Source organism: Nostoc sp. ChiQUE01b (assembly GCF_034531255.1).
GTDB lineage: Bacteria > Cyanobacteriota > Cyanobacteriia > Cyanobacteriales > Nostocaceae > Nostoc.
On sequence record NZ_JAVRBM010000028.1, the window covers coordinates 1 to 20,656 of the forward strand.

At 40.9% G+C, this 20,656-nt stretch carries 13 protein-coding genes; 11 read left to right on the forward strand and 2 right to left on the reverse strand.

Features of this window, described 5'->3' with window-relative positions:
• Window positions 1–382: 382 nt before the first annotated feature.
• From RMY63_RS19080 to RMY63_RS19090, 3 genes are all read left to right on the forward strand, one after another.
• A complete protein-coding gene (locus RMY63_RS19080; RefSeq protein ID WP_322730204.1) occupies window positions 383–1,594 on the forward strand; it encodes a transposase in 1,212 nt (403 codons plus the stop codon).
• 87 nt (window positions 1,595–1,681) lie between these two features.
• Window positions 1,682–1,924, forward strand: coding sequence for a hypothetical protein (locus RMY63_RS19085; protein ID WP_322730205.1), 243 nt, complete (start codon window positions 1,682–1,684; stop codon window positions 1,922–1,924).
• 6 nt (window positions 1,925–1,930) lie between these two features.
• A complete protein-coding gene (locus RMY63_RS19090; RefSeq protein WP_322730206.1) occupies window positions 1,931–3,703 on the forward strand; it encodes a bifunctional serine/threonine-protein kinase/formylglycine-generating enzyme family protein in 1,773 nt (590 codons plus the stop codon).
• Between the two features lie 42 nt (window positions 3,704–3,745).
• Here the strand turns inward: RMY63_RS19090 and RMY63_RS19095 are convergent, their stop codons facing one another.
• Together RMY63_RS19095 and RMY63_RS19100 are read right to left on the reverse strand one after the other, a co-directional pair.
• Complete coding sequence (locus RMY63_RS19095) at window positions 3,746–4,396, reverse strand: Uma2 family endonuclease (protein ID WP_322730207.1); 651 nt, start codon at window positions 4,394–4,396, stop codon at window positions 3,746–3,748.
• 150 nt (window positions 4,397–4,546) lie between these two features.
• Complete coding sequence (locus tag RMY63_RS19100; RefSeq protein ID WP_322730208.1) at window positions 4,547–5,146, reverse strand: Uma2 family endonuclease; 600 nt, start codon at window positions 5,144–5,146, stop codon at window positions 4,547–4,549.
• Window positions 5,147–5,371: 225 nt separating this feature from the next.
• On the opposite strand from RMY63_RS19100, the gene RMY63_RS19105 reads away from it, so the two are divergent.
• From RMY63_RS19105 to RMY63_RS19140, 8 genes are all read left to right on the forward strand, one after another.
• Window positions 5,372–7,384 carry an AAA family ATPase gene (locus RMY63_RS19105; RefSeq protein WP_322730209.1) on the forward strand — a complete coding sequence of 671 codons (2,013 nt, stop codon included), beginning with the start codon at window positions 5,372–5,374 and terminating at the stop codon, window positions 7,382–7,384.
• A gap of 1,607 nt (window positions 7,385–8,991) precedes the next feature.
• Entirely contained in the window at window positions 8,992–10,611 is a 1,620-nt protein-coding gene (locus RMY63_RS19110) for a PfaD family polyunsaturated fatty acid/polyketide biosynthesis protein (RefSeq protein ID WP_322730210.1), read from the forward strand.
• Between the two features lie 653 nt (window positions 10,612–11,264).
• The gene (locus tag RMY63_RS19115; RefSeq protein WP_322730211.1) at window positions 11,265–12,590 is read left to right on the forward strand and encodes an aspartate aminotransferase family protein; all 1,326 of its coding nucleotides are present in this window, start codon (window positions 11,265–11,267) and stop codon (window positions 12,588–12,590) included.
• A gap of 136 nt (window positions 12,591–12,726) precedes the next feature.
• A complete protein-coding gene (locus tag RMY63_RS19120) occupies window positions 12,727–13,515 on the forward strand; it encodes an SDR family NAD(P)-dependent oxidoreductase (RefSeq protein WP_322730212.1) in 789 nt (262 codons plus the stop codon).
• Window positions 13,516–13,521: 6 nt separating this feature from the next.
• Window positions 13,522–14,727: an SDR family oxidoreductase gene (locus tag RMY63_RS19125; protein ID WP_322730213.1), complete on the forward strand. Its 1,206-nt coding sequence runs from the start codon at window positions 13,522–13,524 to the stop codon at window positions 14,725–14,727.
• 283 nt (window positions 14,728–15,010) lie between these two features.
• The gene (locus tag RMY63_RS19130; protein ID WP_322730214.1) at window positions 15,011–16,135 is read left to right on the forward strand and encodes an amidinotransferase; all 1,125 of its coding nucleotides are present in this window, start codon (window positions 15,011–15,013) and stop codon (window positions 16,133–16,135) included.
• A gap of 166 nt (window positions 16,136–16,301) precedes the next feature.
• Window positions 16,302–19,277 (forward strand): beta-ketoacyl synthase N-terminal-like domain-containing protein, encoded by a 2,976-nt coding sequence (locus RMY63_RS19135; RefSeq protein WP_322730215.1) that lies wholly within the window; start codon window positions 16,302–16,304, stop codon window positions 19,275–19,277.
• Between the two features lie 43 nt (window positions 19,278–19,320).
• Window positions 19,321–20,655, forward strand: a complete 1,335-nt coding sequence (locus RMY63_RS19140) for a phosphopantetheine-binding protein (protein ID WP_322730216.1) — start codon at window positions 19,321–19,323, stop codon at window positions 20,653–20,655.
• The last annotated feature ends 1 nt before the right edge of the window (window position 20,656 follow it).

Genomic DNA, 20,656 nt, shown 5'->3' on the forward strand with positions numbered 1-20,656 from the left:
AAACTTGATTTACGAACCAGAAACTTGATTTACGAACCAGAAACTTGATTTACGAGCCAGAAACTTGATTTACGAGTCGCAAACTTGATTTACGAACCAGAAACTTAATTTACGAGTCGCAAACTTGATTTACGAACCAGAAACTTAATTTACGAGTCGCAAACTTGATTGACAAGTTGTTGAGATTGTGGTGCGTTTGACTTTGCGACAACGCACCCGACATTAGGGATGCGATCGCATAATTGCAGGTGTGCAAGATGTAAATTTTTAAATTTACGAGTCGTGATGCGTAAAGCCCCCGCATTTCTAATTGGGGGATATAAGCGAACAGGATGAATTCATTCATCCGTGATATAATTACGTTAGTGTAGCTGACGTAAAAATGCGAGTATTTGAGGCAAAACTTCAAGGGACAAACGAGCAGTATCAATCGCTCAATGAGGCGATTAGAACTGCTCGTTTTGTTCGGAATGCTTGCCTCAGATATTGGATGGACAACCGGGATATTGGCAGATACGAGTTGAGTGCTTATTGCGCTGTACTCGCTGCTGATGAAAATTTTCCTTGGGTGAGCAAGCTTAACTCTATGGCTCGACAAGCTTCTGCTGAGAGGGCGTGGAGTGCAATCGCTAGGTTCTTTGATAATTGCAAAAAGAACAAACCAGGGAGAAAGGGTTATCCACGCTTTAAGAAAGAACAGACTCACGGTTCTCTAGAGTACAAGACCAGTGGGTGGAAGCTTAGTAACGACCGTCGCCATATCAGTTTTAGCGATGGCTTCAAAGCGGGAACTTTCAAACTCTGGGGAACTCGTGACCTGCATTTCTACCAGTTGAAACAGTTCAAGAGAGTGCGGGTTGTACGTCGTGCCGATGGCTATTATTGCCAGTTCTGTATCGACCAAGAGCGCATTGAAAAGCGAGAACCGACGAGTAAAACTATTGGGCTTGATGTTGGACTCAACTACTTTTTGACTGATAGCGACGGCAATCAAGTTGAAAATCCGCGGCATCTCCGTAAAAGTGAAAAATCTTTGAAGCGGTTGCAACGCCGTCTTTCTAAGACAAAAATTGGTTCTAAAAATAGAGTCAAGTTTAGAAATAAACTGGCTCGTCTTCACCTCAAAGTAAGTAGACAACGTAAAGACTTCGCCGTGAAGTTGGCGAGGTGCGTAGTCCAGTCTAGCGACTTGGTAGCCTATGAAGATTTGAAGGTGCGGAACATGGTAAGGAACAAACACCTTGCTAAATCGATACATGAAGCAGCATGGACGCAGTTTAGGCAATGGGTTGAATATTTTGGCAAAGTTTTTGGGGTGGCCACTGTTGCTGTACCCCCTCATGGAACTAGCCAAAATTGCTCTAATTGTGGTGAAGTGGTGAAAAAATCTCTCAGCACCAGAACTCATGTTTGCCTTCATTGTGGACATATTCAAGACCGTGACCATAATGCTGCACGAAACATACTTGAGATAGCACTCCGTACCGTGGGGCACACGGGAACGTCAATCGCCTCTGGAGACATCGACCTCTGCTTGGGTGGAGACATGCCTCCAAGTAAGTCGAGTCGTAGAAAGAGGAAACCCAAGAAGTGATTCTTGGAATCCCCGTCTCTTTAGAGCGGGGAGGATGTCAAATTAAGATTTTAAGTAGTAACCAGAAGTTAGTCAGGAGTTGAGATTATGTCTCTCAGAGAACAATGGTATGCTGCGCGATCGCAACGTCAACAAGAAGTGCTAGAACGCCGACAGCACGTTGCTACCTTTTTACTAGAGACGCGATCGCAACTTAACGAAGTCTGGCTCGAACAGCGACAGCAGCGTGTAGCCTATGTAGCAGCTATAAAAAATTATGTGTGGGGAACAACCCCTAATACTGAAAATGACAGTAACATAGCAACTGATGTAGGGCAAAGTAAAAGGTAGTAAACCATGCATCCCAATCAATTCTGGCGAATGTTTGAAGATGAATGGTTTACCCCTAAGTATCGCCTGAAAAAGCTCTTAGGTGCGGGAGCATTTGGGGCAGTATTTTTAGCAGATGAAGTTATAGCCGATCGCGTCATTCGGGAAGTTGCCATCAAAGTATTCTCTAATGAGGGTGAAATGCAAGAGCGGCAAATCACCGAGTTACAGACTGCTATTTCCCTTAAACATCACGCACTTTTAGAGGGGTTCAGCCCCGAACAAGGATGGCTCAAAGGAATTGAATGTCTTGGTTTAGTGATGGAACTAGCCCAAGATTCGTTAGCAAAGCGGTTACAACAGGGCAGTTTAGCGATCGCGGAAGTTAAAGTAATAGTTAAAAACTTGGCGAGTGCGCTGCAATATCTTCATGATAAAGGTATTGTGCATCGAGACGTAAAACCTGCCAACATTATGCAAGTAAACGGGCAATGGAAGTTAACAGACTTCGGTATTTCCCGACTTTTAGAAAGCTGCAATGATACTGATACTTCTCCTACTAGTCAGGTAGGAACGATCGCCTATGCACCTCCAGAATCCTACAAAGGTAAAATTTCCCTAGCATGGGACTTGTGGTCGCTAGGGGTAATAATCGCTGAAATGCTTACGGGGATACATCCCTTTGCAGGCAAAACTTCCCAAGAGTTGATGCAGCGAGTCACGCACCAAGAGCCAGAATTGCCAGAATTATCCCCTCCCTTTGCGACAATTGTTGAGGGATGCTTGGTCAAAGATTATACGCAACGTTGGACAGCAACCCAAGTGCTAGCAGCGCTTGACCCGATTGCAGATTTAGGCAGAGTCACAGTTTTATTACCTCTTTCTCCTAGCTTTCGTAAAGTTATTTCTACAGAAGCCGGAGCTACTGGATGCGCTACGATTCCGGTGGCAAATATTCAGATGCAAGCAAAAGAGCCATATCAGCAGTTGATTCCACAAACTAAAGAGCAGAAAAAAGCCATTATCGAACCCAACCGACGCTCCAACTATCAAGAGCGCCTGCCTGGAGCCTCTATGCTAGATATGATTGCGATTCCTACCGGCAGTTTTTTCATGGGAACTGCAACCGAAGACATCGAGCAGGTTTTAAAACTAGAAACTTGGTTTAAACGCTCAGAAGTCATCAAGTGGTTACGCCCAGAAATGCCCCAGCATCGCGTTAGCATACCTGCTTTGTATATGAGCAGAACTCCAATAACCCAGGAGCAATGGCAGGTAGTAATGCAGACAAACCCTTCTCATTTCAGTAGTCTGCTGCGTCCAGTGGAAAGTATATCTTGGTGGCAAGCACAGGAATTTTGCGATCGCCTTTCCCAACTTACAGGCAAATCTTATCGTCTACCCACCGAAGCAGAATGGGAATATGCCTGTCGTGCTGGTACACAAACACTTTACAGTTTTGGAAACAGCAAACAACCGTTGCGAGATTACGCATGGTATACATGGAATTCCCGACAGAAAACCCAACAAGTAGGGCAGAAAAAGCCCAACGCTTGGGGTTTACAAGATATGCACGGGTTAGTCTGGGAGTGGTGCGAAGATAATTGGCATGAAAACTATAATGGCGCACCTAGCGATCGTAATGCTTGGATGAAAGATGGACACCCAACTAAACGTGTAGTGCGGGGCGGTTCTTGGTATAGCTTGGCAGATGATTGTCGCTGTGTTTATCGTTTTTGTTATGATGCCAGTTTCCGCTATTCCAGTATTGGGTTCCGTGTGGTTGCATCTGGGGAATAGGGGATTAACAAAGAATTTATTGAATTTAAAAGTTCAAAGCCCTTACTGCGCTAATGCTTCACGCACCCACAGCCGAAATGCTCGTCTGGCTGTACTAGATCCTTGTGTTAGGCTCAATTGCAAAAACTCTAATATTCTCTCAATTACAGGCAGGTTTTCAAATATAAGGCTAGTTTCAACCTGAATATACTCTCCTTGATTTAAGACAAAGACTTGCAACTTGCCATCTCCGTAACACCACAGTTCAGGTACACCCAAGGCTACATAACCTGAAAGCTGGGTTTTTGAGATAACATCAATTTCAATTGCTAAATCCGGTGGTGGATCGACTGACAGATTTATCCGTCGCTTGCCGATCATTTTGCGAGCATTTTGGATATAAAAACAAGTATCCGGTTCTATACCTGCTGCCATTTCTGCTCGCTTAAATGTTGTCGAGCCGTAAGGTTCCCAGTCAAGTTCTAACTCATCAAGTAAAATTTTAACCATGTCACCGATGAGTTCTTTGTCAACTTCATGTTCTGGTGTCGGCATCCGAATCTCTAACACCCCTTGATAGTAAGCAACTCTTGCAGCGCGATGTTCTCCAAGTTCGTCTAAAATTGCCTCAAATTCTGCCCAAGTGATTTCTCGCAATGTCAAGCACTGTCCTGGTTGAACGTCGATTTGACACAGTTGCAGTGTAACAACCATTTTCTCCTCCGTAACGCTCACTTTTGGGAATTAACAAATTTGGTGGGTTTAAGTCCCCCGGTTCTATAATCGGTAAGTTTTGTGTAATTGCGAATTGCGTTAGCGCAGCGTTAGCGAGTCCGCGAGCGTCATTGCGAATTGCGAATTGGTTTAATTCCACACTTCGGTTAAATCCAACACAAACTCTAGTAAAACATCTTCCCCTGATAAATTTGCAGGATGATTTAGTATTTCTACATCCTGATTTGGGCGATAAATTTCTACTTGTTTATTTTTTCGGTCAATTAACCAACCTAAACGGACGCCATTATCTATGTATTCCCTCATTTTGGCGCGTAACTTTTCGATAGAGTCATTTTTAGAACGTAATTCTAATACAAAATCAGGACAAATTGGGGCAAAAGTTTCTTGCTGTTCTGTGCTGAGGGCATCCCATCTATCTTGACGTATCCATACTGCATCGGGAGAGCGATCGCTACCATTAGGTAGATAAAAACCTGTAGATGAGTCAAAAGCTACACCTAATTTAGTCTGGCGGTTCCACAACCAGAGTTGTCCGGCAATGTCAAAGTTTCTCTTGCCTGTATCACTACCCGTCGGTGGCATAACAATTAACTCTCCCGTAGCAGTTCGTTCTAATTGTAAATCTCTATTAGCTAGTGCCAATTCAATAAACTGTTCATGGGTGAGTGTCAATGTTAGTGTAGATGGAATATTAACTGCAAGAGTTTGGGATTTGGCTTGTGTCATTGTTCTGTCCTAAAGCTGGAACCCAAATGTTACAGAAGGCTAAAATAATTTGTCTTCTGGTTAGTTCCAGAGTAACATCCAAACGTTGTAACGTGCTTCCTGGCATTTTGTAGCAAAGAGACGCGATTAATCGCGTCTGTACAAGAGTTAAGAGTTATATTTATCTCCCCTGCTCCCAGCAAGAAGTGCCTTATTCCAACGATAATTATTTACGCCGACCTACTTATGTTCTCAGTTTCTGCCCGTTGGATTCAAGATTTTGAAAAACATCTGTATCGTCGCCAACACCTGATTCTCTACAGCAATATTCACGATCAATTCCTCTGGCAAGGTAATTATCAGAACATGGCAAGCTTCCTTGATAGCTACTTCCACAGCAAACTAGGATTTGACCTGATTGTTCGTTACGATCCGATAGATGGTTTGACTTTTCCTCAGCCAGAGATGCGCTCTATATTTGAAGAGTTGGCGCGGCAACGATTAGCAGAACAACAACTCGAACGCCTGGGACAGTCTTCTACACCTAGTACGGTGGGCAATGCCCCGCCGGAGGCGATCGCAGATCCCATGCAAGCACCATCTCGTGCTAACCCTGGAACAGTGGTACAACGGTTCGCTAGCTCTTATCAATCGCCGGAGGTTGCTTTTAGTCAGTTGCGAGCAGTCCTTTCCCAACCAAAAACCTCAGTAGTAGCGATCATCGATGTCGGAGATATGCTAACTGCCGATCCAGAACGCTACTCTGCCGATGAACGTCATCTTTTGATGTTGCTGAAAAAATCCACATTGGAAGCGTCTGTAATTGCTGAAGGTAATCTCACAGGCTATCGCAACACTCTCATTCTCCTCGCCAGCGACCTGCAACGAGTGCCGCCTTGGTTTTATACCAGCAATCCTTTTCTAGCTTTAGTCCAAGTCACCCGTCCTAACAAAGAAGAACGCCAGCAGTTTATCCTCCGCTTTGGACAACAAGGATTTTATGGTGGACATCTATTAAGTGCCCAACGCCCTAGTCTCCAACAATCTTCAGACCTAGAACTTGCCGCAGAGGAATTTGCCGCCTTAACCGAAGACTATCAGACGATGGATTTAGAAGCTATCCGTCACACATCCTGGCGAGAACGTATTCCCCTGAGTCCCAAAAGCGTGTTGCGCCTAGTAGACTTCTATAAATTTGGGCAACGGGATGAACCATTTGAGCAAATCAGTGCTGATAAAATTGCCTACGCCAGAGAGGAACTGTGCAAATTTGTCATCGGTCAACCCCGTGCTGTAGAAGCTGTTACCAATCTCCTAACTAGCGCGAAAGTGGGCATCAGCTTGAATAATGTTAGCGGTCGTAATAGCAAGCCAAAAGGAATTTTCTTTTTTGTTGGCCCTACGGGTGTAGGTAAAACTGAGTTAGCCAAATCACTCACACGGCTAATTTTTGGAGATGAGCAAGCATTTGCCCGCTTTGATATGAGCGAGTACAAAGAAGAACACGCAGCTGAAAAGTTAACAGGTGCGCCACCTGGTTTCATCGGTTATGAAGAGGGCGGACAACTAACAAACCGAATTTTAGAGCGTCCTTACAGCATTTTACTGTTTGATGAAATTGAAAAAGCTCATCCCAAAGTATTAGATAAATTTCTCCAAATTTTAGAGGATGGTCGCCTTACAGATGGCAAAGGACAAACAGTTTATTTTAATCAAACAGTAATTATTTTTACTAGTAATATTGGTGCTTCTGATTTGACAGATCAGCAAACCGGAGCGATTATTCGTAATGGCATTATGACACAAGTACAACACCAAGGTGTTAGTTCCTTCAGTTATGCTCAAGTTGAAGCCCATTTTCGTGCCGAAGTTCATTGGCACTTTACTAGCCGCATTGGTCGGGCTGAACTCCTGAACCGTTTGGGCGATAGTATCGTCGTGTTTGATTTACTACGTCCTGATTTTGTTTGGCAAATTGGGCAGAAGTTTCTGAGACAATTGGCTGAATCTGCTTGGGATAAATATCAGTTGCAAGTGCTATTTCAACCAGTAGTATTAGAAGTCATGAATGTATATATGCAGGAGGGTGACAATTTACTATTTGGTGGACGGCGAATTAAAACATTGCTGGAAACTCTGATTGAGCGTCCGCTTAACCGCTGGATTTTTGAAAATTACTCTGATTTAAATACACTTACAGGTAAACGGTTAATTGTCAGTGTGGTACAAAATGGTGTGCTGTCTATCACTGAGGCGTAGTAGGGGTAAAAACAAGATACGCGCAAAATTTATCACGATGTAAAGTTTTGTAATTCAGCCATGTATTTATGTCTTTCAAACATTGCCTAGTTTGCTTTCTTTTAAGCAATGTTTTTTAGCTGAAGGGGTGACAAGGAGGCTATAAAGCAACGTAAGTTCGACGGATATAAAAGTCCAAAAAGCTTGCTAGATATGAATTTGCTTAACTGGACAGGCAAAGTGCGATCGCTAACTATCTTGCACAGGTCAAAGATGAAATTTCTCTGACTTTGAAGGGATTAACCTGCCATGCTTCACTCCTTCGTCGTAAAAATCTTGCAGCTTCTAAAACACTTCGTAACTTGCCCGACTCAAATGAAAAGACAAAATTTCTAATCCATACCGAGAGTTTTTCCATCTCGGTTTGAGGTCTTAGAGAGATTTTGTCAATATTGCAAGTCAAATTATAGAAAAACCTCAGAAAAGCCGCGTAAATCGTAAATAACGGGTAAGTCTAGTTACTGAGGAGCCGTGTGAATTTAACAATTCATCCACGGTTTTGTAGCCGAGTCAGGAGGGTGACTTCCTGGCTTAGGTATCCAAGTAGCAGCATTTATTAACTATTTTGATAGCTGTTACCAGCTACCAATCTTCTTGATAATAGTGCCAACTAACTGTTTACAACTAATTTTTGCTCTTTTATCTCATAATAAACTTTTGTATTTTGTACTTTGATATACAAAATACAAAAGTTTATTATGAATTTTTCTTATGACTTTTACTGAGGTATTAGTAAAAATTTTTACTTTTAAAGTATCTTTGCTATTTAATACTTCATAAAGTACCAAAATCTCATGTTCATATCTTGGCGTTCGGCTGTAATCCTTAATATATAAAAGAAATTTAGTCTTATATAAACCTTATTTATTTTATATCTTTTATGCAAGAAAATTTATATTTGTACTTAATTTTACTTAAATTAACTCTTTATTTTAATCTCGATTATACAAAACAGAAAAATAACAAAAGCTTATATGTAATATTTGTAGCTTATGAAATACGCATTGTTACAAACAGGTTTTTAAGATACTCTTTGAGATGTAACTACTCAAGTAAGTAATTTTTGTATCAATGTTCTAGCTTTTGACATTTAACAAAGTTAATACAGCAGTAAAGCCTGGCTAATTTTACTTATATTTGTCAGTGGCTTACCATTGGTCAATAGGAACCTACGCAACTTCTCAAGTGGAATCGGAAAGTTGATGTGTTAGTAGCTAAACATCTGTTTAGTTACTAAAAGAAAACACAATAATCTGTTGTCCCAATAAAAAGGTCAATTTTAATTATCTCCCAATTCATTCCAAATGCTGCACTTGGCGTGATTTATCGCCTGGGTTTTACTCTAACTATATCCTATAGAGATTGTTACAGTTTGCACACATTTGAGTAACTCGCCATTAAAAACTACACAGGATTTTATGGACTCAGTTTTTTGCCTTCTGGTAAAAAGACGCGAACCTAATGTAGGTTTGCTCTATATTAATCTTCCTAAAATTGGCAAATATTTTAAAAAAGGACAGGTTTTCACCAAGTAGTTTGTTCTTCAGATAGCAAACAGAATATTAACTATGATCAATAATAGTCTTTTTGTCAAGGAAAACAGTATTGGTACACCCTTAAGATGGAAAGGGTCTGATTATTTGATTGCAACCGATGCAAAGCAGATTGAGCGTTGTTTACACGATTTAGACACAGAATTTTATGTATTATATATTGGTTCTGGCGTTGCCCTTGCTAAGGGTGGAGAAATATCGCCTTCAGGAGATTACGATTGTTTAGGCTTAATACCAGCATTTAAGCCTGAGTGGCTTGGTAGCGATGGCTTTAGAAAAGATCACGGCACAAATTATGCCTATCAAGCAGGGGCTATGGCTAATGGTATTGCTTCAGTTGATTTGGTAACGTCGCTAAGTAGAAAGGGATATTTAAGTTCGTTTGGCGCGGCTGGTTTACCTCTGAAGCGAGTGGAAGAAGCCATCAGAACGCTCCAAGCGAATCTTCCTAATAGTCCTTATGCCTTCAATCTCATTCACAGCCCCTCTGAACCGAACTTGGAAAGAGGATGTGTAGACTTGTATCTCAAATACGGGGTCAAAACGGTAGAAGCATCTGCTTTTATGAGCTTGACACCTAGCCTCGTTTACTATCATGCTGCTGGACTCTCTCAAACTAGCAGTGGTGAGATTAAAGCTAAAAATCATATCATTGCCAAAATTTCTAGGAGAGAAGTTGCTGAACTATTTATGAAGCCAGCCCCAGAGAAAATTCTGCAAAATTTGGTATCTCAAAGTCTAATTACTACAGAACAAGCCGCTTTAGCTCGCAATGTTCCTGTGACTAGTGATATCACTGTAGAAGCAGATTCAGGTGGGCACACAGATAATAGACCACTCATTTGTCTACTGCCTTTTATTCAAGAGATAAGAGACCAGATTCAGGCGGAATATAAGTATAAAAAGAATATTCGAGTGGGGGCGGCAGGTGGGATAAGCACTCCCCAGGCTGTGTTTGCTGCTTTTATGATGGGAGCGGATTATGTGGTGACTGGATCAGTGAATCAAGCCTGCTTAGAATCCGGTACATCCGAAATCGTCAAAGCCTCATTAGCCCAAGCAGATATTGCAGATATCGCCATGACTCCTGCAGCAGATATGTTTGAAATGGGCGTAAAAGTACAAATCCTTAAAAAAGGAACTTTTTATCCCATGCGAGCCCAAAAACTGTATGAAATTTACAGGCAATATAACTCTATCAATGAAATTCCAGCCGCAGAAAGACAAAAAATTGAAAAGGAGCTTTTTCAAAAAGATTTGGATACGGTATGGGATGAAACAGTTCAGTTCTTCCAGCAGCGCGATCCTAGTCAGATTCAGAAAGCTATAGACAACCCAAAGAAGAAGATGGCTCTTATTTTTAGGTGGTATCTTGGAAAATCATCTCATTGGGCTAGCGCTGGGGTACAGGAACGGAAAATGGATTACCAGGTATGGTGCGGTCCGGCAATGGGTGCATTTAATGAATGGGCAAAGGGGTCATACTTGGAAAAATCAGAAAACCGTTATGTTGTTGATGTTGCTTATCATCTAATGAGAGGAGCAGCGTATCTCTTCCGTCTTCGTCTACTCAATGGACTAAGCGTCAATTATGGTAAACATTACGGAACTTATAATATAGATGTTATGAGTTGAATCTATTCGTCATTAGAGCCGTCCATAGTTGTGACTTGAACTAAAAAATGAGATTTTAGCTCATGATATGCTTCAAAAATGAGTATCTCAGTTTATGCATCACTTTTAATCTTCGAGTTTTTTAAATAATAATGATTATCGTGTAGAGGGTGGAAAAAAAGAGAAGAGGGACGCTCGTTTTCCATCTGCCCATTTGATTATCATTATTACTCAGCTAGAACCTGAGTTAGTGATCGCCTAATCCAAGAGCGATCGCTTGCCCACTAAAAGATTATGCTTAAACTCAGACATACGCATAAGAAGATACTGAATAAACTCATTTCACTTCTACCAATTAAGAATTAGAAGGTTCAGCTAAAAGCCTCTGATTTTCCCTAGTGGATAAACTTATCTCACTGCTACCAATTAAGAATCAGAGGAGAGGATACTTATACAAAGTGCAGACTATACTCTATTTTTTACTAAGCTTTCAAGTCACGCTGTCATGACTGGCGGTTGAACGCCTAACTCCAACAATTATGTACAAACGATTTTGGAGGAAAAGAATATGTCTGATAAACAATTGACGACAACAACTATAACCAAGACAACAACCGATCTCGAACAATAGACCTCAATACTTTAACTATTTAACCTAACTAGGAGTTCTTACAATGCCAAAACTTAAATTTCCTGAATCTCAACAAGTAGCTAAACAACTAAAAAACTATCTGCCAGGTGGAGTTCACTACAACTTCCGTTATGCCGGAAAAGATACTGTAATACCCTTTAATAAAGGAAAAGGGTCAAGAGTGTGGGACTTGGACGGTAATGAGCATCTAGACCTTTTTTGTAAATTTGGTGCTTTGATTGTAGGACATGGTAACGAGGAATATAATGCCAAGCTAATACAGTATATGAAAAAAGTCCTTTCCGTCGATCAATGCGATTTGGAAGGACTTGTTTGCGAACGCATTATTCATCATGTGCCCAGTGCTGAAATGGTACGTTTTGGTCTGAGTGGCACTGAATCTGTACAAAATGCTATAAGGCTTGCTAGAGCCTACAGCGGTAAGCCAAAATTTGTTCGATTCCAAGGGCATTATCACGGTAATGCGGACAATATTATGGGAGGTAGACCAGAATCTCCTGAGCATCCTATCCCTGTTGAGTATGAAGAAGATTTTCTCGGTACTGATGGTCGTGCTCCCAATATTTTGCAAGATCAATCTTTTTTACTACCTTGGAACGATGCTATAGCACTAGAAAATCTCTTACAAGAACGTGGCGACGAGATTGGCACTGTCATCATGGAGCCTATCTGTATTAATGGAGGCGGTATATTACCTCAACCAGGGTATTTGGAAAAGGTCAGAGAACTCTGCGATCGCTATCATGTAATACTCATATTTGATGAGGTAATTACTGGCTTTAGAGTATCTTTAGGAGGCGCACAATCTCTGGTAGGTGTTACACCTGATATTACTGTTTTTGCAAAAGCAATGGCTGGAGGAGCTTTACCGATGTCAGCTATTGTTGGTAAGCAGGAAATTATGCAACTGTACGTAGCTCAGAAAGTCATTCATGCCGGAACATTCAACGGCTATCCACTTGGATTAGCTGCTGTACTGGCAACTTTTGAGTTATTAGAAAACGATTCCTCATGTTACGAAAGAATGGAAAATATTTTGACCCAGATCGGTCAAGCTCTTTTAGACGCAGCAAAAAGTATAGGTATGCCAATGGTGGTTCAAGGAGTACCCGGTGTGTTACTTTTTCATTCTCAGTCAGAAGTAATTAACCATGCCAAAGATTACGAAGAAAGTACTAGAATTCGGGATATTCTAGCTACCCGTGTTTCTAAGGATTATGGCATTCAGTTTTCGCCTATTTCTAGGCTCTATAGTAACCTCATGATGGATGAGTCTGATGTAAGTTTTTTCAAAGAAAGGATAGGGGAAGCCTTGGCTGAAGTCAACAGAATTGGTGGACTTTTTTAAGTTCTGATTTATCTGATAAACTTCCTCCAAAATTTGTTGAGCCAAGAGGATGTTTGATGTAATTTTATTTGGTAAGGATTGGGAGTAATTTAGTATAGACAAAATACTGAGCTTTGCCAGTTAGGAGTAACTTCAAATGCAAATGCCCGAACAGCAACAAATCGCAGTTGTAACAGGAGCCGCCGGAGACTTTGGACGTGAGATTGTGCAAAGACTTTTGGCTGAAGGCTTTTATGTTGCAGCAACAGATATTGTTGAAGAAAAACTTAAAGAGTTACCAAAATATGTTGATTTTTCTGAGAAGCTAGGGTTGTTTTATATGGATGTATCTAGTCCTGAAAGCATCCAAAAAACAGCAGAGCAAATTGCCACGGTTTTCGGTGATTCTATTGTGATTCTAGTCAACAATGCAGGCGTTTTTGAACGTACTCCTATTTTATTGAAGGAGCATTTTGATACTGTAAAGAAGATTATGGATATTAACTTGCTTGGCTGTTATTATTCTACTAGCATCTTCTCTAAGTTCATGATTGCAAAAAGATACGGACGTATCATTAATATTGCCTCACTTGCAGGAACTTGGGGAGCAGCTTTTGGTTCTGCTTACGCTGCTTCTAAAGCAGGTATGATTGCCGCTTCTAAGTCTTGGGCAAGAGAATTAGGTTCCTTCGGTGTGCGTGTTAATGCTATAGCACCAGGAGTTTGTAAAACCCAAATGCTAGAACATAGTGAAAAGCAAAATTCTTTTTCTGCTGAACAATTTTTATTAAATTTAGTTCCTGTTGGTCGTTGTGGAACTGCTGAAGATGTTGCTGAATTGGTTATGTTTCTCGCCACTTGTAAAACTGATTACCTGAATGGAGAAGTAATCACTTTAGATGGTGGACTAAATATCGGTACTATTGAAACCACACAGTTGAGTTAAATCATCATGATGGAATTTGGAGATTTTGAAAATATTTTTATAACAGGTGTAACAGGGGTAGTAGGAGGAAGACTTTTATATGAAATTCTTACTTCTACAAAAGCAAACGTATATTGCTTGGTAAGAGCAGATGATCAACATAAAGCCAGAATAAAAATTGAAAATATGCTGGCAATATACGATCCTGAGAGTATTTTATCTTCACGATTTGAATCAAGAGTTATTCCTGTAATTGGAGATATTACTCAACCTAAATTTGGTTTAAAAGCTGAAACTTACTACCAACTTGTCCAGCAGATAGATCAAGTTTTTCACCTAGCTGCAAATGTGAATTTGGTGGCTGGATATGATAAGATAGCTAAAGTAAATTTGCAAGGTACTGCGGAAGTTGTTGATTTCTGTTTATCTGGTAATATCCCACTGCTATATGCATCTACTTATAGTGTGGTAGGTAATAAAATTTTGCAGTCAGGTTTAGTATTCAAAGAAACCGATCTTGATATCGGACAGAGTTTTGAATATCAAAACTATGAGTTAAGCAAAATCCGAGCAGAAAAGCTAATTAATGAAGCTGAAAAAAGAGGACTAAAATCTGTAATTGTCAGACTTGGCGATGTTTTCGGTGATAGTAAAACTGGTTGTTATCCTATTAGAGGGACAACTACTCAGGGAATATACTACAATATCATCAAAACTATTGTTGAAACTGGCTTGTTTTATTTTTCCAAGGATTATTTTTACGTAACACCAGTAGATTATGCTGCACAATCCTCTCTTTATCTGGCATCTAATCCCGATGCTTACGGTAAGACATTTCATATTGTTAATCCAAATGTGAAATACTATTATGATTTTGTTAATTTGCTAGTTGATTTCGGCTATAGAATAAAAATAATTTCTTTTGATGAATATGTAACCATCTTCAGGAATAATCTGGTTGAAAGAGAAGGGAAAATTTATAGCTCTTCTTTTACTAACATAATGCTGTTCACAAATCTATTAATAGGTTCAGAATTACCTCCGAATGCTATCGTGCTTTATACGGCAGTTAAAATTGATACATCAATTGCACAAGACTTTCTTTTCAAAGCAGGTATTTCATGTCCTCCTATTGACATTAAATTAATGTCAACATACCTGGAATACTGCATCAATCAGAACTTTATAGCTCCTCCTGAGCGACAATATCCTCTTGCAACTATCAAGAATTGAATAAGAGACAAAGAAGGAGGAGGGATAGAAAAGAATGGGGATTCGACCCCAACTGAAGGAGAACCACTTAACAGAAGTGGAAGATTCAGACCCATGTTCCGCTTTGCTTCACAACTATCGGTTGGGGTCATTTCCCTCCCTCCCTATCCCCTTCCTCCTACCTCTTCGTTGAGTGCGATCGCATTCAGATGAAGTCATAGTGTCTCAAAGAATGTAGCTTCAGATTTGTTTTCAAAATAGTCGAACAACAGACCTTAAAAATTACTCACCAAAAATAAAGTCGATGCAAACTAATCAACTTACTGTAGCTGCAAACACTTGCCCCGTAAGTTCCTACAACGAATGGGATCTACTTGAAGAAGTTATTGTTGGTGTTGTTGATGGGGCAATGGTTCCAGCCTGGCACACCATCTATCGGGCTGCGCTGCCTCCTGACCAAGATGATAAAATGAACGAGCTGACCAAGCTTATGCAGACGCAGCGATTTCCATATCCCAAAGGGCATATTGCTGCGGCTAAGAAGAACCTTGAGGAATTCGTGCATATTCTTGAATCAGAAGGGGTTGTAGTACGTCGTCCCGAGAGCGTGGACTATGCTGCGTCTTTTTCCACACCCAGTTGGAAGGTACTCAACGGCTTCTGTTCTGCTAATCCCCGCGATGTCTTCATAGTGATCGGAAATGACATCATCGAGGCTCCAATGGCCGATCGCACCCGTTATTTCGAGACGTGGGCTTATCGCACCCTACTCAAGGAGTACTTTAAGGGAGGGGCTAAGTGGACTTCTGCTCCTAAACCTCAGCTGATCGATCCACTGTATGACTCTAATTATCAAGTTCCTGGCCCCGGTGAGGAAATACGCTTTGTAATCACCGAATTTGAGCCGACTTTCGATGCGGCAGATTTCGTGCGCTGCGGACGCGATATTGTTGGGCAGAAGAGTCATGTCACTAATATGGCGGGTATCGAGTGGTTGCAGCGCCACTTAGGTGATGAATACCGAATTCACGTTGTAAACTCCCTCTCGCCTCAGGCACTGCATATTGACACCACACTCATCCCCCTTGCACCAGGGAAGGTGATGATCAATCCAAAAAACATAGATCCGACAAAGCTTCCTGCCTTCTTTAAATCATGGGATGTTCTGATTGCACCTCAACCTAACTCAGTCCCCAGAACACTATATGGGACGGAAGTAATCAGCCAGTGGGTGAACATGAATGTCATCAGTTTAGACGAAGAGCGAGTCATCGTTGAAAAATCCCAAGAGTCCATGATCAGAGCATTGAAGGACTGGGGTTTTAAACCAATTCCATGCACATTTGATGATTACTATCCTTTCTTAGGTTCTTTCCATTGCGCGACCCTGGATGTCCGCAGGCGTGGCGTACTTCAGTCTTATTCTTAACGATATTCTATGTTGATCAGGGAACCTGAGCGTTGATCGCACTCTAGTGTATACGGGGAAAATCAAGGGTTAAACTTTTGGAATGTCAAAGCTTTGATTTTCCCTTTGAATTATGGAAATTACTGATTTCAATCCCCTTGCAGGAATAACAACCAAGGTAATAATAGTGAATTCCCTCGAAACAAATAATGGTAGTAAAAGTGTGCTTCATCCTATTCCTGTTGCTATCGTTGGAATGGGCAGTCTTTTTCCAGAAGCAAGAACTGTAGGAGAGTTTTGGGATAACGTTTTATCACGAAAAAACTGCATTAGAGAAATTGTTGATAAAGACCCTAAAGATTATGAAGGGTACTGGAGGATGGATGAATACTTCGATCCAGACCCCTTAGCTCCAGATAAAACCTATGGAAAAACTGGTGCTTTTCTTCCACAAGTAGAGTTTGATGCTATGGAATTTGGCATCCCACCGCTTCAGATGGAATCAATCAGTTTAGTACAGCTGATGGCACTGCTGGTGGCTAAACAGGCTTTAGCAGATGCTGGCTATACCCGCGATGAGTCCACATCTGCAAAGCGTGATAGAACAGGAGTTATTCTTGGGGTTGGAGGTACTGGCGTTACCGGATTTAAACTTGCCACTAGAAGTGATTTCCCCTCATGGGAAAAGGTGATTAGAAATTTTTGTTTGCCAGATGAAATAGTTACTGCCATCATGGAGAAACTGAAAAATTTGTACGCAGGTTGGCAAGAAAGTAGTTTCCCAGGTTTATTAGGTAATGTGGTGTCCGGTCGGATTACTAGCCATTTCGATCTGGGAGGAACAAACTTTAGTGTTGATGCAGCTTGCGCTAGCAGCTTGGCTGCGTTTAAGATGGCGATCGCAGAACTAGCTGATGGTAGTTGTGATGCAGTATTAACCGGTGGAGTCAACGTAGATAACACAATCTTAGCCTACTTGTGTTTTAGTAAGACTCCTGCACTTTCTCAGGAAGGTCGTTCGCGTCCCTTTGATGAAGCCTCAGACGGCATCGTTATTGGTGATGGGATAGGAATGGTTGTTCTGAAACGTTTAGAGGATGCAGAAAGAGACAAAGACAAAATCTATGGTGTTATTAGAGGCATGGGTGCTTCTAGCGACGGTCGTGCCAAAAGTATTTATGCTCCAAGATTTGAAGGGCAAGTAAAAGCTTTAAAGAGGACTTATGAGCGAACTGGAATAAACCCCAAGCAGATTCAGTTAGTTGAAGCACATGGAACGGGAACAATTGCTGGAGACCTTTGCGAATTTAGAAGCATTAGTTCAGTATTTAGTGAATACAAAGTTCCCAAATCTTCTGTAGCTTTAGGTAGTATAAAGTCACAAATAGGACATACCCGCATCGCTGCTGGTACTGCTTCTTTGATCAAAACTACATTAGCGCTTCATCATAAAATTTTGCCGCCGACAATTAATATTAATCGACCAAACCCACAATTTGATATTGAGAACACCAGTTTTTATTTAAATACCGAAACCAAACCCTGGATTCAACCTATTGATGGGTCGAAACGTAGGGCAGCTATTAGCTCTTTTGGGTTTGGAGGCACTAATTTTCACATGGTGTTGGAAGAATATCAGCAGGAACATCATGGCAAATATAGAATGCACAATGTTCCTGATATTGTAATCATCCAAGCACCCGATCGCAATACTTTGTTCGATATATGTGAGGATTTATTACATAAATTTAAAGCAGAAGGAGGGAGGAATTGTTATCATCAATATCTCAACGACTATAGAAACAAAAATATTCAGCGTAACTGGGCAAGAATTGGTTTTGTCAGTGAGTCTTTGGAACAAACAATAGAATACCTCCAGGAAGCGATATTTAAATTGCGTTATAACGCCAAAAACTCCTGGCAGCATCCCAAGGGGATCTACTATCGCACTCAGGGCATTAACTTGAAAGGAAAGATTGTAGCTTTATTCCCAGGCCAGGGTTCACAATACGTGAATATGTTGGCAGATATCGCCAACAACTATCCTGAAATGCGTAGTTCTTTATCACGGGTGAATCAACTTTTATATAAATATGAGCAGAGAGTTTTATCTGATATTATTTATCCATCGGCTGCTTTTGATGAAACTACCCGAAAAAAACGAAAACATGAACTAACAAAAACGGAATATGCACAACCGGCTATTGCTGCCATCAGTGCAGGAATTTACAACATACTTAAAAAAGCAGGGTTTAAACCTGACTTTACCATCGGTCATAGTTTTGGTGAGCTTACTGCTCTTTGGGCATCAGGAGCTCTTAGTGATGAAGATTTTTATAAACTTGCCATAGCTAGAGGACGTGCTATGGGTTCTGAAAACTCGCCGAGCCAGGAATCGGGTTCGATGTTGGCGGTTCATGCCCATGAAGAGCAAATCAAAAGCATCACGGCTGATTTTGGTGATATTAAAATTACCAACTATAATTCAAGTTCCCAGATAGTTTTAGCAGGCTCGATTAAATCTATACAAGCGCTACATTATATCTTTCAACGTGAGGGGATTGAATCCGCTTTTGTTGCTGTTGCCAATGCCTTTCATACTGATTTCGTCAGATATGCTGCTGAACCAGTTGCCAAGGAAATTGCTAAAACTAACTTCCAATCGCCTTCTATTCCTGTTTATTCCAACGTCACTGCCGAAGCTTATCCTGACAAACCAGAAAAAATCAAAACTATACTGGCATCTCACTTGCTAAACCCAGTTGCTTTCAGACAAGGGCTAGAAGCAATTTACGAGCAAGGAGGTTCTGTATTTATTGAAATTGGGCCTAAAAGTGTATTAACTAGCTTTGTCAGCGATACTTTCAAAGGACGAGATCATGTAGCGATCGCGGTTAATCCACGTTCGCCAAAAAGTTCGGAATACGAATTCCGCCGCTCTATAGTTCAGCTTTTGGTGGCTGGTCTTGAACTTCAAGATATCGATCCTTATCAGATGCCAAAACCCACTGAAGAACCCAAACCTCAGAGAAGTTTACCCATCACTATAGATGGTGGGATTTATCTAAACCCGAAAACAAAAGAACTTAGACAGAAAGCGCTTTTGGAAAAAGAGTCTTCACTAATAGATGCATTTATCCAAAAGAAAACGCTATCTAAATAGCAATATTATCATCCCAAAATAGATGTAAAGCTGAGGAAAAGTCATGGATATAACAAGAGACACAGTAGGAAATGCGACCGCTATTTCCTTTGAACAAGAGGAAAGCAGTTCTATAGAACAAAACTACGCTCCAACATACAATTTAGGAAATCAAACTGTGATTATGAACAAAATTCAAGCTCAGAATATGTTAACTGCCGTCCATCAGCAGTTCCATCAAAATCAGGGAAAATATATAGATTTGCTGTCCAAAGTGGTTGAATATCAAGCGGTTTTGCTTGAACAATCTGAAAATAGTTCTGTCTATCCCAAAGCGATGCAAAATCTAGAGCAAATGTTACAGATTTTGCAAAACAATCAGTTTAACTATCATGCTAATCACGAAGCCTATTTACAAAGCCAATTGGCTTTAATCCGAGGAGAGGAGTTTACACCAAATATAACCAATACTCTTGATGATTCTTCTGCGCTCCGAGTACCCAGCGTACTAAACGATTCTATCTCCGAAACTGAAAAAGTGCTTCCTTCTACAAAGTCAGAAGAGCAAAAGACTGTAAACCCATCAGATCGTCAATCAGCCAGAATTATAGTTACACCTCCAGTAACGGAACAGTTACCTGAGGTTGCTCCTTCATCCAATGGGATGAATGGTAATTCACCTCGTCAAGTAGCCAACGATATTATCTCCGAAACTGAAAGAGTGCTTCCTCCTACAAAGTCAGAAGAGCAAAAGACTGTAAACGCATCAGATCGTCAATCAGCCAGCAGTAGGACTGCATCTGCAACAGGTTCACCTAAAGCTACCTTAAGGTCGATTATCCTCACCTCAGAATCCATTAATCATTCTGTAGAGACTAAGAAGCCAGAAGAGCAAAAAACTGTCAAGGCATCGACTAGTCAATCAGACAGTAATGCGCCTGCATCTGCAACAGTCTCACCTAAGGCTACTCCTAGCTCAGAGCCTGTTACCATGATCTCAGAAAATATTAGTCATCCCGTAGAGAGTACTTCTTCTGCAAATGATTTAAGTACTCCCGCTCTATCATCAACAACCTCTATTAGTGTTACTCAACTCAGTAATCGATTGTTAGCGGTAGTCAGCGACAAAACTGGTTATCCCGTTGATATGCTGGATTTAAGTATGGACTTAGAAGCAGATTTGGGCATTGATTCAATTAAGCAGGTACAGATATTCGCATCTATGCAGGAGGAATTCCCGAATATCGAACTAGATACTGAAATGCTGGCAGAGCTGCGAACACTTGCTCAAGTTATTGACTACATGAAGGATTACTTATCTACCGACCAAACAACGCCACTGTCAAACGATTTTCATGAGCATGGGGCTATCGAAAGACAGCTCGTAAAAAAAAATTAGT

What these genes read in the sequence shown, in the direction of transcription:
- RMY63_RS19080 (WP_322730204.1), top strand. Translation starts at nt 383, where the DNA reads ATGCGAGTATTTGAGGCAAAACTTCAAGGGACAAACGAGCAGTATCAA.
- RMY63_RS19085 (WP_322730205.1), top strand. Translation starts at nt 1,682, where the DNA reads ATGTCTCTCAGAGAACAATGGTATGCTGCGCGATCGCAACGTCAACAA.
- RMY63_RS19090 (WP_322730206.1), top strand. Translation starts at nt 1,931, where the DNA reads ATGCATCCCAATCAATTCTGGCGAATGTTTGAAGATGAATGGTTTACC.
- RMY63_RS19095 (WP_322730207.1), bottom strand. Translation starts at nt 4,396, where the DNA reads ATGGTTGTTACACTGCAACTGTGTCAAATCGACGTTCAACCAGGACAG.
- RMY63_RS19100 (WP_322730208.1), bottom strand. Translation starts at nt 5,146, where the DNA reads ATGACACAAGCCAAATCCCAAACTCTTGCAGTTAATATTCCATCTACA.
- RMY63_RS19105 (WP_322730209.1), top strand. Translation starts at nt 5,372, where the DNA reads ATGTTCTCAGTTTCTGCCCGTTGGATTCAAGATTTTGAAAAACATCTG.
- RMY63_RS19110 (WP_322730210.1), top strand. Translation starts at nt 8,992, where the DNA reads ATGATCAATAATAGTCTTTTTGTCAAGGAAAACAGTATTGGTACACCC.
- RMY63_RS19115 (WP_322730211.1), top strand. Translation starts at nt 11,265, where the DNA reads ATGCCAAAACTTAAATTTCCTGAATCTCAACAAGTAGCTAAACAACTA.
- RMY63_RS19120 (WP_322730212.1), top strand. Translation starts at nt 12,727, where the DNA reads ATGCAAATGCCCGAACAGCAACAAATCGCAGTTGTAACAGGAGCCGCC.
- RMY63_RS19125 (WP_322730213.1), top strand. Translation starts at nt 13,522, where the DNA reads ATGATGGAATTTGGAGATTTTGAAAATATTTTTATAACAGGTGTAACA.
- RMY63_RS19130 (WP_322730214.1), top strand. Translation starts at nt 15,011, where the DNA reads ATGCAAACTAATCAACTTACTGTAGCTGCAAACACTTGCCCCGTAAGT.
- RMY63_RS19140 (WP_322730216.1), top strand. Translation starts at nt 19,321, where the DNA reads ATGGATATAACAAGAGACACAGTAGGAAATGCGACCGCTATTTCCTTT.